Here is a 15,453-nt window from a genome sequence, read left to right as displayed (position 1 = left end):
GGTTTATGGCCGTGGCACAGGGTCGCCTCTATAGGGCTGTTTAACCGACTTCCCGTTATAGGTTGTTATTACACGAAGGTCCCGTTCTTCATCTCCTTCTTTAGATTTGTCTACCACGGTTACGGTGATGGGAACATTGACCAGGAATTTCCACTCGGTGTCGTTTTCTTCAGCATATTTCCAATATAACTTTTGAGGAGTTTCATACACGGCGGGGAAATTTGTAATGCCGGGAACTGATCTATGAATACGTGCTGCATTGGTGGCAATTTTGTCATTGAGCCCACCTTCCTCGTCAATAACGGTTTCCTGTGTGTCAATTGCTGGCGGAGCTTGCAGGTCATTACGTCCTATCTGTACAACTTCTCTGATCTGGATGCCCACCAGGTCTTCCGTATCTCCGCTGGAGCTGATAAAACCGCTGGAAAATTCGGCTCCGTAGATACCACTTTCCTCGTCAAATGCCATTACTATCTCAGACCTTTCAATGCCTGTAGGATATGCGGGCTCCCCTCCTTCCTCTTCTTCAATTTCCTCCTCTCCCTCCTCTATCTCCTCTTTTTCCCCCTCTTTCTCATCATCATCTATCATCTCATCTTCATCATAAAAGTCATGCCCTTCCTGATCACTTTCTTTTTCCTCCTGTTCTTCTTCTTCCTCATCATCTTCCAGGTCTTCCATTGCATTGTTTGCCGCAACAGGGTTATTATCCTGCGGTACTTGTTGTTGTTGTTGCTGTGCTGCTGCGTTACAGCGGTAGACGACCTCTTGGCAAAAGCCCTGGTAACTTGCCCCGAACCAGTTTTGCGTATCCATAGCCGTCAATACATTCAGCAGCAGCTGTTGATCTAACCCATTAGCCCTGTCATCTGCCTGTAGCCGGGCATAAGCCTGTTGCGCATTCCACCTCTGAGCGGTTTCAGCTCTCTGTAAATGTGGACCCGGCAAAATGTTAATAGTCCTTTGCACCACAGGGGCGCCGGCCCTTAACTGAAAGGGTTGCAGTACATTATTTTCAACAGGTGTTGTTTTTTGCAGAATGAATTTTGGTGGTAAATGTGCTTTCATTTGTATGAGAGCTGGTTCCCCTAAAGGTTCTTCCATTGCGGCATCCATCTTTTGCAGGGGCGATACTGCAGGCAGGCTTATGCCTTTGGAGGTACTGTTTTCCGCTACAGCCGGTGTAGAGATATGCGTTATTGCAGCAGGATAGTTTTGCTTCAACATGACAATAGTGACTGGTTATCTTAAGGGGCTTACCTATACCGAATATAACGATAATCCCCGTAACCTAAGCCAGTGTCTTAAACTTCACAGATGCCGCTACCTTCTTCAGCGCAATGGACATCTGCACCTCTACCGTATTTACGGAAATGCCCAGCAGGGCTGCTACTTCCTTGTACTTAAACCCATCTTCCTTTACCATTTTAAAAATAAGGCGGCAGCGGGCCGGCAGTATGTTGATGGCGCTTTCTATTTTGCGGATCATTTCCTTGGAAATAACCTGCTCCTCCGGTGTGGGAGATTGATCCTGCACCAGCAGGGGATCAATATCATTAAATTCTATGCTGTGCAGGTGGCGTTCTTTTTTCAGGAAATCCAGGGCCAGGTTGCGGGCCATGGTATAAATATAGTTACGTGGCTGCACGGCAGCAGGCAGCGTATGGCGGCGCGCCCATATTTTTACAAACAGATCGGAATAGAGCTCCTCTGCAACTTCCTCCGCTCCTACCAAAGCCTTAATAAAAGCTATAAGGGGGGCTTCCATGATCCCGAATAACTGCTGGTAGGCGGCCATATCATCCTGCTGGCAGATGCTATCAAACAAGTCTTTTATAGCTTGCTGGTTATGCATAGATAGTGCCTGGTTAAGAGTTCTTCAATGATTGATACAGTATTATATATACGGGGAATGAATACGACGACTATCGTTTTCCATAACGTTCTCCCTATCCTAATATGCTACATAGTATGCTATTAATCACCAAAATAACAGGAAAAAAAACAAAATCCAAATCCCGTTTTAAATAGAATTAATTATTCCTTAATAAACACTATCTTCAGTTTTTGCAAACTTTGCCTACGAAAATCTAAAGGTACGTGGAAGAGATACTTGCATTAAAAGAGGGACATACGGAAACATTTGAGCAGGTATATCATACCTATCACGAAAAATTATATTTCTATTTCCTGAAGCATACCCGCTCCCAGCTATGGTCCGAAGAACTTTTGCAAACTACGTTTGTTAAGCTGTGGCATTACCGGCAGCAGCTTTCTACCACCCATACCCTTTCCGAACAGATCTTCCGCATTGCCAAAACCTCCCTGATTGATATGGTGCGCCATAATAAGCACCATCAGAATTTCCTGCAATCCTACACGGCAGACCTGCTGCAAAAAGGTTTGAGCGCAGAACCGGCCAGCCGCGATACCATTCACCAGCTGCACCGGGAAATGGATAAGCTGCCGCCTGTGCGCAAAAAAGTTTTTATGCTAAGCCGCATAGACGGCCTTTCCCACAAAGAAATTTCCAGCCTGCTGGCCATCTCCCCTAAAACCGTAGAGGTGCACATTACCAAGGCTTTGAAGCAATTACGCCGTGCCCTGCTAACCTTTCTTTGCTAGTACCCTACCCTTCCCTATTTAAATAAATTGTTAAGCAGTAAGGGATATTTCCTGCCTGAACGTAGTGTATGTATAAATGTGCAAGTTGTTATGGCGTTATCACGGGAGTTATACCAGCGGTTCCTGAACGGGCAGTGTACGGAAGCAGAGGAAATAATGGTGCTGCAATACTTCAGCGAACATCCGGACGAGATGGAGGAATACCTGCAAACAGCAGACTGGGAAGCTTTTGAGCCGGAACAAAGGCTGCACCCGGTGGTAACGGAAAAAGTGCTGGACCGCATCCGCCACCGTATCACCCAGGGAAAACACTGGCAGATAGCTCTGCGTAGTGTCGCTGCCGCTGCGCTCATAGCCGGGCTTATAGCACTGGGCTGGATGCTGGTAGGCCGTTATCCTAATAACAATCCCCCTGCGCAATTAGCAGAAACGACACCGGCAGCCGTGATATACCGGCAATATAATAATACCGGTAAAACCGCTTTACGGCTGGTGCTGGACGATAGCTCCACCGTACAGCTGCTGCCCGGCAGCCGGCTGCAATACCGGCAGGGATTTGACAGCACCCAACGCGCGCTGTGGTTACGGGGTACGGCCCGTTTTAATGTAGCAAAGGATCAGCGCCGGCCCTTTACGGTGTACGCAGCCAATACCGCTACCACCGCCCTGGGAACCAGTTTCAGGATTACGGCAGATAGCGTCACACAACGGGTAACCGTAAAACTATACAGCGGTAAAGTAAGGGTGCAGCCTTACGGAAAAACCATCCCGGCATTCAGCACCCAATACCTGCAACCCGGCGATGAGCTGGTATATGCAGGCCACAGCGGGAAAATGCTGGTACGCAAAACAACTTTGTCAACCGATAAAACCATTAATAATACAACAGACCACGAGCAGGCGCTGGTCTATAACAAACGGCCGTTACCGGAAGTACTGGCAGCATTGGAGCAGCATTTCGGCATACAGATCACCTATAACGCTAAAGCCTTATCCGGCATACGTGTAACCGCGGAGTTCAGCGATACCGATACGCCGGAGCAGGTATTACAAACCATTGCCTTACTGAATGAGCTTACATTAACACGTGATACGGCGGGCGGGTACATTTTAAAGAAATAAACTGTCACAGCACTACATTAAAAAAAGGCCGCAACAGCGGTCATGGGGAAGTATTGTCTTAAAAATCGATCATATGAGATTCATCTACCAACATCTTTCACTCTTACGGTTATACGTAGCGGCATTGCTGCTGGCGCCGGCAATGGTACTGGCGCAGGACAAACCCTATGTGACCGGTGTGGTGCAGAATGAGCTGGGCGAAAAAATGCCCGGCGTTTCTGTGAAAGCCACGCCGGCCGGCAGCAACAGCCCGGCTTTCCAGGTAACGGACGAAAAGGGCTGGTTCCGTTTTATGAACCTCACACCCGGCGAACGTTACAGCTTCAGCTTTTCATTTGTGGGATATAAAACCCAGCAGCTGGATGGCTACACCATTAAAAGGAATGAACCCATTAACCTGATCATACGCATGAAGCTGCGCGATGATTCCCTGGCGCAGGTAGTAGTGGTGGGTTATGGCACACAAAAAAGATCCAATGTTACCGGCGCTATTTCGCAGGTGGGACCGGAGGTTTTTGAAGACCGGCCTGTGACCAACGTGGCGCAGGCCTTACAGGGCGCCATTCCCAACCTGAATATTACTTTCAGCGACGGGCAGCCCGGACGCGGTGGCATCTTTAACGTACGCGGTTTTACCTCTATTAATAAAGGCGGTCCATTGATCTTAATTGACGGTACACCAGGTGATATTAATTTGCTGAACCCGGAAGATGTGGCCAGCGTAACCGTGCTGAAGGACGCTGCCTCTGCTGCCATTTACGGCGCCCGTGCAGCTTTTGGCGTAATACTGGTTACCACCCGCAAAGCAAAAAGCGGGCAGGTGCAGGTACGTTATTCCGCCAACTTTGGCTGGAGCAACCCTACCCGCTTACCGCATTTGCTGAACGATCCACTGGCAGCAGCTACCCTGCAGAATGAGGCCTATAAAGGATATGCCGGCTCCGACCAGCCGGGTATGCCGGCCGTGATAGCCTATCTTCAGCAGCGGCAGTTAGACCCTACCCTGCCGGAGCTGGGTGTGGATGCTACAGGTAACTATATACGCGGCGCTAATACCGACTGGTATCATGAATTTTATAACGACCGCCAGCCCTTTGCCAAACATTTCCTGAGTGTGGCTGGCGGCAAAGGCAATACGAATTATTATTTGTCGGCCGGGTACCTGAAGCAAAGCGGCGCTTTCCGCGTGGCTACGGATGATTATAAACAATACAGCTTTCGCTTAAAGCTGGAAAACCAGCTGGCCGGCTGGATAAAGCTGTATGATAACGTGGAAATGGTTCAGGGCATTTATGATGCGCCTAACAAGATCGTTTCCGGCGGCTTTAACGTATACCGCTACCTGTCGTTATTTGCCAACCCTTACGAGGCTATTAAAACGCCCAGCGGCAACTATACGCAGGCAGGCATGCTCACCTTCGGACAGCTGGAGAACGGCGGCCGCTCCAAGCTGAAAAACCAGCTCCTGAAAAATACAGCCGGCTTCCAGACCAACTTCCTGAACAACAGCCTGCACATTAATGGCGATTATACTTTGCTGGTTACGCAGAACCGTAATGATGTGCAAAGCCTGCGTTTAAAGTATGAAAGCAAACCCGGTGTGATCAGCAATTACTCTAACCCGGATTATTACCAATCCTCGCTGGGCGAAGTGTATGACCATATTGTGAACCTGTATGCAGACTATTCACACAGCTTTGGCGACCATCACCTGAAAGGGTTGGTAGGTTATAACCAGGAGCTGTATAAGTACAGCTATTTTTCTTCCCGCAGGGATGATAATATTACACCCTCGCAGGGTTCCATTGATCTTACTTCCGGTGTGGCCACTGTGGGGGATGATAAAAGGGAATGGGCTACCCAGGGTGTGTTTTACCGTTTGAACTATGATTATAAAGACCGCTACCTGCTGGAATTTAACGGGCGTTATGATGGTACCTCCCGCTTCCCGGACAGCAGCCGTTTTGGTTTCTTCCCTTCTGTATCAGCAGGATGGCTGGTTTCAAGGGAGCCATTCTTTGAGCCAGTGAAGAAGGTGCTGAACAACTTTAAGCTGCGCGCATCATACGGCTCCCTGGGTAACCAGCTGGTAGGTGAATATGATTATATACAGCCCATGAGTGTGTACAAGGTTACAGATGTGCTGGACGGCGCGCAACCCTTAGGTATTAAAGCGCCCGGCCTGGTGCCATTGGGCTTTACCTGGGAAACAGCAACCACGCTTGACTTTGGCGCAGACCTGACTACGCTGAATAACCGGCTGGATATAGGTTTTGACTGGTATAACCGCCGCACCCTTAACATGCTTACCAAAGGCAAAACATTGCCTGCAGTGCTGGGCGCCAGTGAGCCCCGGCAAAATGCAGCCGACCTCTCCACCAAAGGCTGGGAATTTTCCATGAAATGGAGCGACCAGTTCCAGCTGGGCAGCAAGCCTTTCTCCTACCATGTATCTGTAGTGCTGGCCGACAGCCGCTCTGTGATCACCCGGTTTGATAACCCCAATAGATCGCTGGTTGATTATTATGTAGGCCAGGAGCTGGGCGAAATATGGGGTTATAATACCCTGGGCTTTTTTGCTACGGACGATGAATATGCCAAGTACGGCGTAAACCAGCAGAAAGTGCAAAGCACCTCCTACAGCCTGAACGGGCACCCGCTGGCAGGCGACATTAAATTTGAGGACCGCAACGGCGACAAGAAAATTGACAATGGAAAGAATACGGTAGATGATCCGGGGGATATGATGAAGATAGGCAACAGCCTGCCGCGTTACAGCTACGGCATAGGCGCAGGCGCCAGCTGGAACGGTATTTCGCTGGATGTGTTCCTGCAGGGCATTGGCAAGCAGGACTTCTGGCCAGGCGCAGAATCCGGCATTTTCTGGGGATTTTATAACCGCTGGAACCAGCCGGTGTATGACCATATTTACAACAACTACTGGACGCCGGAGCACCCGGATGCCTATTTCCCACGGCCACGGGCATACGATGCGCTGAACGATACCCGGCAGCTGGGCGTAAAACAAACCCGCTACCTGCAAAACGCCGCTTACCTGCGCGTGAAGAATGTTAGCGTAGGTTATACGCTGCCTGCCCGCTGGATGCACAGCATAGGCCTGAGCAGCACCCGCCTGTTCTTTTCCGGCCAGAACCTGTTTGAGTTCACCAGGCTATCCAAAGCCTTTGACCCGGAAAGTATTGGCGACGAAGCCGACAGCGGGGTAGCTAACGGTAACGGGTATGTGTACCCAGTGCAGCGTACCTACACCTTTGGGCTGGATGTGAATTTTTAAATGATCTGAAAAACCGTCAGCAATGAAAAAGTTTTTAATAATACTGGGCGTAGCGGCATTATGTGCCTGTAAAAAGAACTTCCTGGACCGCAGTCCTTTAAGTGATATTACCGCCCCTGCATTCTTTAATACGGAAAAAGACCTGGACCTGTATGTGAACAGCTTTTATGCTGACCTGCCGGGTACGGGCATTTACTCGGACGACATATCCAGCGACAACGTGGAACCCGGCGTGATCAGCGACCTGATAGCCGGCCGCCTAGTAGTGCCTACAGATGCTGCTGCCGCAGACTGGACCTGGAGCTCCCTGCGCAATGTGAACTACTTTCTGGCGCATTACAACAAGGCAGAGGTAGCAGATTCCGTTAAAGCGCACTATGCCGGTATTGCACGTTTCTTCCGCGCATTCTTTTACTTCAGAAAGATGCAGCGCTTTGGCGATGTGCCCTGGTACAGCCTACCCCTGGAAGCTAACAGCCAGGAGCTATACAAAGGCCGTGATCCCCGCAAGCTGGTTACAGACAGCATACTGGCCGACCTGGATTATGCAGCCGCACATGTGAAGGCCGCCAAAAACGTATCGCGCATTACCAAATGGGCAGCGCTGGCGCTGAAAGCAAGGGTATGCGTATTTGAAGGCAGCTACCGCATTTATCATACAGAGCTGGGATTAAGCGACGGCAGCCAGCTGCTGCAGCAGGGTATTGTGGCTGCACAGCAGATCATGCAAAGCGGTACGTATAAATTATACAGCACCGGCAAACCGGAAAGCGATTACATTAACCTGTTCTCTGCCGACGCGGCCAATACAGATGAATACATACTCGCACGGGTATACGACCGTACGCTTACCAAAACACACCAGGCCAACGGTATGTTCCTGGTACCTACCTTAAGCGCGCCCGGGCTTACCAAAAGCCTTATTAATTCTTACCTCATGAAGGATGGCACACCGTTTTCCAGCCAGCCGGGTTATGCCACCATGCCTTACTGGGAAGAGGTGAAGAACCGCGACCCACGCCTGTCGCAAACCATTCGCACGCCAGGTTACAAACGTATTGGCACCACCGCTCCCCTGGTACCGGATTACTCCAATGCCATGACAGGGTACCAGTGCGTAAAATTTGTAACCAGCACAGACCAGGACGGCAACAACACTAATTCCAACGACCTGCCGGTATTCCGCTATGCAGAAGTGCTGCTGAACTACGCAGAGGCCAAGGCAGAGCTGAAGCAATTCACCCAGGCCGATGCTGACCTTTCCATAAATCTGCTGCGCGCCCGTGTGGGCATGCCGGCCATGCAGATAGCTACACTCACCGCAGACCCGCTGCTGCAGGCGCAGTACAATATAACGGATGCGGCTATACTGGAAGTACGGCGCGAGCGCCGGGTAGAGCTGGCCATGGAGGGTTTCCGCTACCAGGATGTGCTGCGCTGGAAAAGAGGCCCGCTTTTGGCGGAGAATTTTAAAGGCGCTTATTTCCCCGGTGTAGGCACCTACGACCTGGATGGTGATGGTAAGAACGACCTGGCCATTGTAAACACCATGCCGGCCAACCCGGATAAAACATTGCAATACCTTTCCCTGCAGCCGGATCACGCGCTGAGTGAGGGTACCAGCGGTAATATTATTGCACACCCATCTGCAAATAAGAAGTTTGTAGATCCCAAGCAGTATTTGTACCCGCTGCCAAGGACGGAGCTGCTGCTGAATACGAATTTGACGCAGAACCCGGGATGGGAGAATTAATGAATAATTAAGAATTAATAATTAAGAGAGCGTGCGAGGTGGAAATAAACTGATGTATATGAAATATTTTGTTGCCTGTTTTTGTTGGATGATAGTGTTGTGTGGGGCTGTGTGTATGCCGCTATCGGCACAGGATACGCTGTTCAGGTTTGCGATGGTGTCTGATACGCATATTGGGAGTGAAACAGCGAAGGAGGATCTGGAAAGGACCATACGGGATATTAATGCACAGCCGGATGTCGCGTTTGTAATGTTCTCAGGTGATATTACAGAATTTGGATCGGATGAGGAGCTGCAGCTGGCTAAAAGCATCATCAGCCGGCTGAATAAGCCCTGGTATATTGTGCCGGGCAATCATGACGCCAAATGGTCGGAGAGCGGGTGTAATACCTTCCGTACTGTGTTTGGCGCGGAAACATTTAGCTTTCAATATAAGGGTTACTGGTTCCTGGGCACCAGCTGCGGGCCTAACATGCGCATGGGCCCCGGGCAAATACCGCGTGAAAATATTGTGTGGCTGGAACAACAACTGCAGCAACAGCCGGATAAAAAAATGCCCATCATTTTTGTGAACCACTACCCGCAGGACAGCAGCCTGAATAACTGGTACGAAGTGCTGGACCGTATGAAGGACCGCAACCTGAAAGCCATCATCTGCGGGCATGGCCATGCTAATCACAAATATAATTTTGAAGGCATACCCGGCATCATGTGCCGCTCTAACCTCCGTGCAAAGGCTGCCATTGGCGGTTACAACCTTGTATCTATGGTGCATGATTCACTGGTGTTTAATGAGCGCAGGCCTGAACAGGCCACCTTACCCGTCTGGCATGCCGTGGCTCTGCATACCAACGAAACGCCACAGTGGATGCCTAACCCGCCCCGCCCCCGCTTTGAGGTGAATCAAACCTTTCCGCAGGTACATGAAAAATGGAGCCTGCAGGAGCAGGGAGATATCGGCAGCGGTGTAGCTATCGTCAAAGACAAAGTAATTTATACCAACACCAATGGCGATATAAAAGCCGTAACATTGAAAGCCGGCAAGCCTGTATGGCAGTTCTCCGCCAAAGGGAAAATATATGCCACCCCGTTAGTACAGGGCAATAATGTAATTGTGCCCTGTACAGATGGGAATGTATATTGCCTGGATGCACGTAACGGACAGCTGCGCTGGCAGCAGGCCACGCAAAAAGCCATTGTAAGCTCCGCAGCGCTGTACCGCAATACGGCCATTATAGCCGGTTCTGACGGGCATTGCCGGGCATGGGACATTAACAGCGGGCAGCAGCTATGGGACTTTGACAGCGTGCGCAATTTTGTGGAAACCAAACCGCTGATCTATAACAACAAGGTATACTTTGGCTCCTGGGGAAATGACCTGTATGCGCTGGATGCAAATACCGGCCATCGCAGCTGGACCTGGAACAATGGCGCCAGCAACCGTATGTTCTCCCCTGCTGCCTGCTGGCCGGCAGCCTGCAGCAATAAGCTGTTTATTGTAGCGCCGGATCAGTACATGACGGCGCTGGATGCCAATACCGGGCAGCAGCTATGGCGGCACCGTGATACTGCTAACCGCGTGCGGGAATCCATGGGGCTTTCGCCGGACAGTAACCGCTTATATGCCAAAACCATGCAGGGCGCAGTAATTGCCTTTAACACGCATTCCGCAGACCAGGAAGTAGTATGGAAATCGCCGGTGGCGCTGGGTTATGAGATCTGCCCGTCTCCTATTAACGAATACCGGGGTGTAGTGTATGTGCCTACGCAGTCAGGGGTGGTGTATGCTTTGTCTGCTAAAGATGGCAGCTTAAAATGGATGCATAAATTTTCCAATTGCCTGGTAAATACGGTGCAGCCGGTGAATGAGAAAACACTGATAGCAACAGCGGCAGATGGAAAGGTAGTTTGTTTGGAGCTGTAAGCGGTTATTTCTTCTTATTCTTCCGGTAGCCCATCGGCAGAAAATATAACCAAAAGAAACCTATCAGGAACAAGACCAGCGAGGCAATGAAGGCAGGCAATGCAATATCCCTGTTCTGCCCAAGTGCATTATTAAGACCGGTATACAACAGCCAGATCTGCATGCTGACGTTTAAAATAAGTATAACGATCAGCGCAGACATGAGGGTGTTGGTCTTGTTCGGGTGCGCCTTATTTTGCGCGTCTTTAAAATTGCTCATGTTTTAAGTGTTATATTTTTATTATGTCCGGGGCTGGCGGCTTTCACATATACATCATCGCCATTCAGCAGCACTTCCAGGGCCGGTAACGGCCTTGGAGGCGGCCCTGCCAGCACTTCACCCGTCATAGCATCAAAGAAACCTTCATGGCAGGGACATACGATCTGCCCGCTGCCAGGCTTGTAATACACGGCGCAGGACAGGTGTGTGCATTTCTGCTCATAAGCCCTCCAGTTACCATCTTCCAAACGGATAAGGATATACGGGATATTGCTGCCTTCTACAACAAAAGACCTTGTGCCTCCCAGGGGTACCTCCATTGCCTTGCAAACAAAATGTTCACCCTTTACCTCTTCCGGCGGAAAAAAGTTAGCTTTTACAGCTACATAAGCGCTGCCTGCCGCCAGTCCACCGGATACCAGACACAGGAAACGGGCAAAATCGCGCCGGCTTACTTTAGTGGATTGCGTTCTTTCTATTGGAAAATCCTGTTTCCAGTTCGGTTCTTTTTCAGTTTGGTCGGACATACCTTTCAGTTTAATGTATTTTCAGGTGCGTGCTTCCTTTGGGCATCATGATATTTACCTTAGTGGTAACTTCCTGTTGCCCAAAAATGAATGTATTTACCGGCGTACTGTTAGGACGCATTCGGCTGATCTCTTCCCGGGTGCCATAGAACAGTGCCTGGCTGGGGCATACGGTTGCGCACATAGGCTTTTTACCAGCGCTGGTGCGGTCGTAACACATGTTGCACTTCATCATCATGTCGTACTTCTCCTCTTTTATAGGCACGCCAAAGGGGCATGCCATCACGCAATTGGAGCAGCCGATGCAACGGGCCGTGTTGGCAGTATGCACTACGCCAAAATCATCTTTCGAGATAGCATCTGCAGGACATACCTTAGCGCATACCGGATCATCGCAATGCATACATACCTGTACGGTGGTTTGTATGGTAACGGCCCGTTCCACATAATTAACATGGATCATGCTTTCGTGGCCATTCGTCTCACATTCCGCGCAGGCCATTTCACAGGCTTTGCAGCCGATGCAGCGCTGCATGTCTACAAAGAATTCCATGTCTGTTTTATAGGAGGTGACTTCCATTGTGAGCGTATTTAATGTGGTCAGATACTGTCAAATGCATTTGTTTCTCCAGGCTGGGTAAACACGCCCAGCGGCTCCAGCCGGCAGGCGCATACTTTAAATTCCGGGATCTTGGATACGGGGTCCAGCGTGCCGATGGTAAGCTGGTTGGCAGATTTTCTGCCGGGCCAGTGATATGGGATGAACACGGTATCTTTCCGGATGGTTTCTACGATATTGGCGGCAAAATCCCCGGTGCCCCGGCGGGTGCTTACCCGCACGGTTTCACGTTGCCGTATGTTGTAACGCTGCGCCAGCTCAGGATGTATTTCCAGTAAAGGTTCCGGCATCAACCCTACCAGCTTTCCTATGCGCCTGGTTTGTGTGCCGCTGAGGTATTGTGATACTACCCGGCCGGTGGTGAGCACTATGGGATATTCACTATCTGTTACCTCTGCAGGCTCCCGGAATTTTACCGGGTTAAAATGCGCTTTGCCATCCGGTGTGGCAAATTTTTTATCTTCCCATAACCTGGGCGTACCGGGATGATCTTCCGAAGGACAGGGCCAGAACACACCCATATTATCTTCTACCTTTTTATAGGTGATGCCGTAATAGTCTGCCGTACCTCCTTTGGAGGCGATGCGCAATTCGTTGAAGATGGCTTCCGAATTTTCATAGCTGAACTTATCAGCCTCGCCAAGCCTTGCAGCCAGGTCCAGGATGATGGAAGTATCTGTACGGGCGTTCCCTGGAGGACTAACGGCCTTGCGTATACGTACTACCCTGCCTTCTGCAGTGGTAACAGTGCCGTCTTCCTCTTCATGTAGTGAGCCTGCCAGCACAAGATCCGCATGGCGGGCGGTTTCACTTAAAAAGAAATCTATGCACACATAAAATTCCAGCTTCTCCAGCGCTTCCCTTACATAATTATTATTGGGTAATGATACCAGCGGATTAAAGCAAATAGATAACAGGCCTTTTACCTCTCCCCGGTGTATGGCTTCTATCAGCTCCCATGCGGTGAGCCCTTTTTGCGGCAGCTCCGGCTCAGGGATGCCCCACACCTCTGCAATATATTTTCTGTGCTCCGGGTTGGTAATATCGCGGTTGCCCGGCAGCTGATCACATTTATGCCCATGCTCCCGGCCGCCCTGCCCGTTACCCTGCCCGGTAATGGTGCCGTAACCGCAATATGGGCGGCCAATGCGGCCGGTGGCCAGCACCAGGTTAATACATCCCAGCACATTTTCCACACCTTTGGAATGGTGCTCTATGCCGCGGGCATGCAAAAGGAAGCTGGTCTTGGCACTACCCCATAACTCTGCTGCCTGCCGGATCTTTTCTTTTTCGATGCCTGTAACCGTTTCGGCCCATTCCAGGGTATAGTCCTGTACAGCGGCAAGCGTATCTTCAAAACCGGAAGTATGGTTATTGATAAAATCGTGGTCCAGCATATCATGATCTGCCAGGTATTTCAGCATGGCGCCATACAGGGCGGAATCCGTTCCCGGTTTTACCGGTAGGTGCAGATCTGCGGTTCTGGCCAGGGGAATAACCCGGGGATCTATCACAATAAGCTTAGCGCCGTTATCCCTTGCCCGCCAGATCCAGTGTGTAAGGGTGGGAAAAGTTTCGCTTACATTGGCTCCTGTTACTATGATCACCTCTGCATGTTCAAGATCTTCGTAGTTATTGGAAGAACGATCCAGCCCGAATGCCTTTTTATTACCGGCGCCGGCGCTTACCATACATAGCCGGCCATTGTAATCCAGGTTAGCTGTTTTTATTGCTACGCGGGCAAATTTGCCCATGAGGTAGCTTTTTTCGTTAGTGAGTGAAACGCCGGATAGCACAGCAAATGCATCTTTGCCGTTGGCGGCCTGTATGCGTTTAATTTCTGTGGTTACCCTGTTAAGCGCATGATCCCAGGAAACAGGTTTAAAGCCTTCGCCTTCCACTCTTTCCACCGGCTCCAGCAAGCGGTCGGGATGATTATCCTGCAGGTAACGTTGCACGCCTTTGGGGCATAAGCGTCCCTGGTTAAAGGGGAACTCCATCCATGGCTCAAAGCCTACCACCTTATTATTTTTAACCAGCAGCTGTATACCGCATTGCATGCCGCAAAAGCAGCAATGCGTTTTCACCGTGGCATCCGGCTCATCCCTTCCGGGATAACCTTCCTGCGGGGCAAAGTTGAGGTGAGGACCAAAACGGGTAATAAGTTTTTCGGGGGATACGGGTAGTTTTGCCATGCTGGTCGTATTATTTTCCCGGTGATGCCGGGATGGTTATCCAAAAAAGGTGCCTCCCTCCTGCCGGGCTTTCAGGTGCGCCTTTGCCAGGAGTGAGCGTTTGCCTTCAGGGCTGTAGTCGAGATGCGAGGTGCCATCTTCCAGGGTAAAATCAAACCCCAGCTGCTTAGTCACTATCTTCAGATCATCTACATGCAGCTGCGTGGTAAATTCTTTGCCGGTATGCGGGCACACGGCCATGCCTTTTTTCTTTCCTTCCTGTTTATAAATATGCGCGCCTATTTGTGCAGGCCGCTGTATAATGTGGAAGAACTTGCCGAAGGGGATCCATACCAGGAAAAGAATAACGGAAATAGCATGGGTTACCGACATAAAATCGTACGCAATGCCTTTCATAAATGCATAGCTGAAATTGAGCCCTAATCCTGTAACGGCTATAAAGATGAGCAGGATGAGCGGCAGCAGGTCTCCTTCAAAAGTTTGGGAAGCGATGAGGCCCGCATTGGTGAGCCTTCTTACAAGAAATATAACCGCGCCGGCAATTACCAGCCATGAGCACCAGGTGAGGGCATGGAAAATTAAAAATGCCAGTACAGATCCCAGCTCAAAGCTCATCACTTTAAAGCCGAAAAAATTAGCGTTATATAATTTAATGGCGCCAGGGTCCAGCGCGGTGGCGGGGTCCAGCGTAAAGTTGATCCAGCCCAGCGTAAGCGGAATGGTGATGGCAAAAGCCGCCAGGCAGCCTGTAGCCAGCATAAAATGGGCCAGCCACCGTTTTTTGCCCCTGGGATAAATGAAGTGCTGGAACAGGAGGTTTTTGATGGAATCTATTAACAGCGTGTAGGCGTGCACGAAAAATCTGCCGGTAAAGATCAGCTGCCAGGTACGCCTGAAATACATGCGGGTAGGCGGTCTTTGCAGCCATACACAATAACGGTAAATAACGCCGAACACGGCAAAGAGGGTACCAAATAAATAAGCAATTAATGCCGGGTCAAAATTCTGCAGTTTCCTGGACCCGTAAAATGAAACTATTACGCAAAAAAGAGTAACAACAATTGCAATAAAGGCGGCTTTTTTATTGAGAGAAAAATACATAAGCACCTTTTTATGGTTATCCGGAAGAAAACA

The 15,453-nt window shown here is 50.0% G+C and carries 12 protein-coding genes; 5 read left to right on the top strand and 7 right to left on the bottom strand.

Translation table 11 applies throughout. From position 1 onward, the window contains the following. Positions 1–3: 3 nt before the first annotated feature. Both BMZ54_RS21000 and BMZ54_RS20995 read right to left on the bottom strand, forming a co-directional pair. Complete coding sequence (locus BMZ54_RS21000; RefSeq protein WP_089916860.1) at positions 4–1,227, bottom strand: hypothetical protein; 1,224 nt, start codon at positions 1,225–1,227, stop codon at positions 4–6. A gap of 64 nt (positions 1,228–1,291) precedes the next feature. Next, positions 1,292–1,855: an RNA polymerase sigma-70 factor gene (locus tag BMZ54_RS20995; protein WP_089916857.1), complete on the bottom strand. Its 564-nt coding sequence runs from the start codon at positions 1,853–1,855 to the stop codon at positions 1,292–1,294. A 245-nt stretch (positions 1,856–2,100) separates the two neighbouring features. On the opposite strand from BMZ54_RS20995, the gene BMZ54_RS20990 reads away from it, so the two are divergent. From BMZ54_RS20990 to BMZ54_RS20970, 5 genes are all read left to right on the top strand, one after another. Further along, positions 2,101–2,625: an RNA polymerase sigma factor gene (locus BMZ54_RS20990; protein ID WP_089916855.1), complete on the top strand. Its 525-nt coding sequence runs from the start codon at positions 2,101–2,103 to the stop codon at positions 2,623–2,625. A gap of 90 nt (positions 2,626–2,715) precedes the next feature. Next, entirely contained in the window at positions 2,716–3,747 is a 1,032-nt protein-coding gene (locus BMZ54_RS20985; protein WP_089916852.1) for a FecR family protein, read from the top strand. Between the two features lie 73 nt (positions 3,748–3,820). After that, complete coding sequence (locus BMZ54_RS20980) at positions 3,821–7,042, top strand: SusC/RagA family TonB-linked outer membrane protein (RefSeq protein ID WP_089916847.1); 3,222 nt, start codon at positions 3,821–3,823, stop codon at positions 7,040–7,042. Between the two features lie 22 nt (positions 7,043–7,064). Continuing rightward, positions 7,065–8,795 (top strand): RagB/SusD family nutrient uptake outer membrane protein, encoded by a 1,731-nt coding sequence (locus BMZ54_RS20975; protein WP_089916843.1) that lies wholly within the window; start codon positions 7,065–7,067, stop codon positions 8,793–8,795. Between the two features lie 58 nt (positions 8,796–8,853). Further along, on the top strand, positions 8,854–10,719 hold the full coding sequence (locus BMZ54_RS20970; RefSeq protein ID WP_238386639.1) for an outer membrane protein assembly factor BamB family protein: 1,866 nt from the start codon (positions 8,854–8,856) through the stop codon (positions 10,717–10,719). Between the two features lie 4 nt (positions 10,720–10,723). On the opposite strand, the gene BMZ54_RS20965 is transcribed toward BMZ54_RS20970, so the two are convergent. From BMZ54_RS20965 to BMZ54_RS20945, 5 genes are read right to left on the bottom strand one after another with little or no spacing between them, the layout of a single operon-like run. Continuing rightward, positions 10,724–10,978 (bottom strand): DUF6755 family protein, encoded by a 255-nt coding sequence (locus BMZ54_RS20965; protein WP_089916833.1) that lies wholly within the window; start codon positions 10,976–10,978, stop codon positions 10,724–10,726. Further along, on the bottom strand, positions 10,975–11,505 hold the full coding sequence (locus tag BMZ54_RS20960) for a QcrA and Rieske domain-containing protein (protein WP_089916828.1): 531 nt from the start codon (positions 11,503–11,505) through the stop codon (positions 10,975–10,977). Before BMZ54_RS20960 ends, BMZ54_RS20965 begins: the two co-directional genes overlap by 4 nt. Before the next feature lie 10 nt (positions 11,506–11,515). Next, on the bottom strand, positions 11,516–12,085 hold the full coding sequence (locus BMZ54_RS20955) for a 4Fe-4S dicluster domain-containing protein (protein WP_089916824.1): 570 nt from the start codon (positions 12,083–12,085) through the stop codon (positions 11,516–11,518). Between the two features lie 20 nt (positions 12,086–12,105). Then, positions 12,106–14,319, bottom strand: coding sequence for a molybdopterin oxidoreductase family protein (locus tag BMZ54_RS20950; RefSeq protein ID WP_089916821.1), 2,214 nt, complete (start codon positions 14,317–14,319; stop codon positions 12,106–12,108). Positions 14,320–14,355: 36 nt separating this feature from the next. Beyond that, on the bottom strand, positions 14,356–15,420 hold the full coding sequence (locus tag BMZ54_RS20945) for an MFS transporter (RefSeq protein WP_089916813.1): 1,065 nt from the start codon (positions 15,418–15,420) through the stop codon (positions 14,356–14,358). Positions 15,421–15,453: the final 33 nt, after the last annotated feature.

Origin of the sequence: Chitinophaga rupis (genome assembly GCF_900109685.1) — a bacterium.
Classification (GTDB): domain Bacteria; phylum Bacteroidota; class Bacteroidia; order Chitinophagales; family Chitinophagaceae; genus Chitinophaga; species Chitinophaga rupis.
This window is presented reverse-complemented; position numbering and strand designations above follow the sequence as displayed.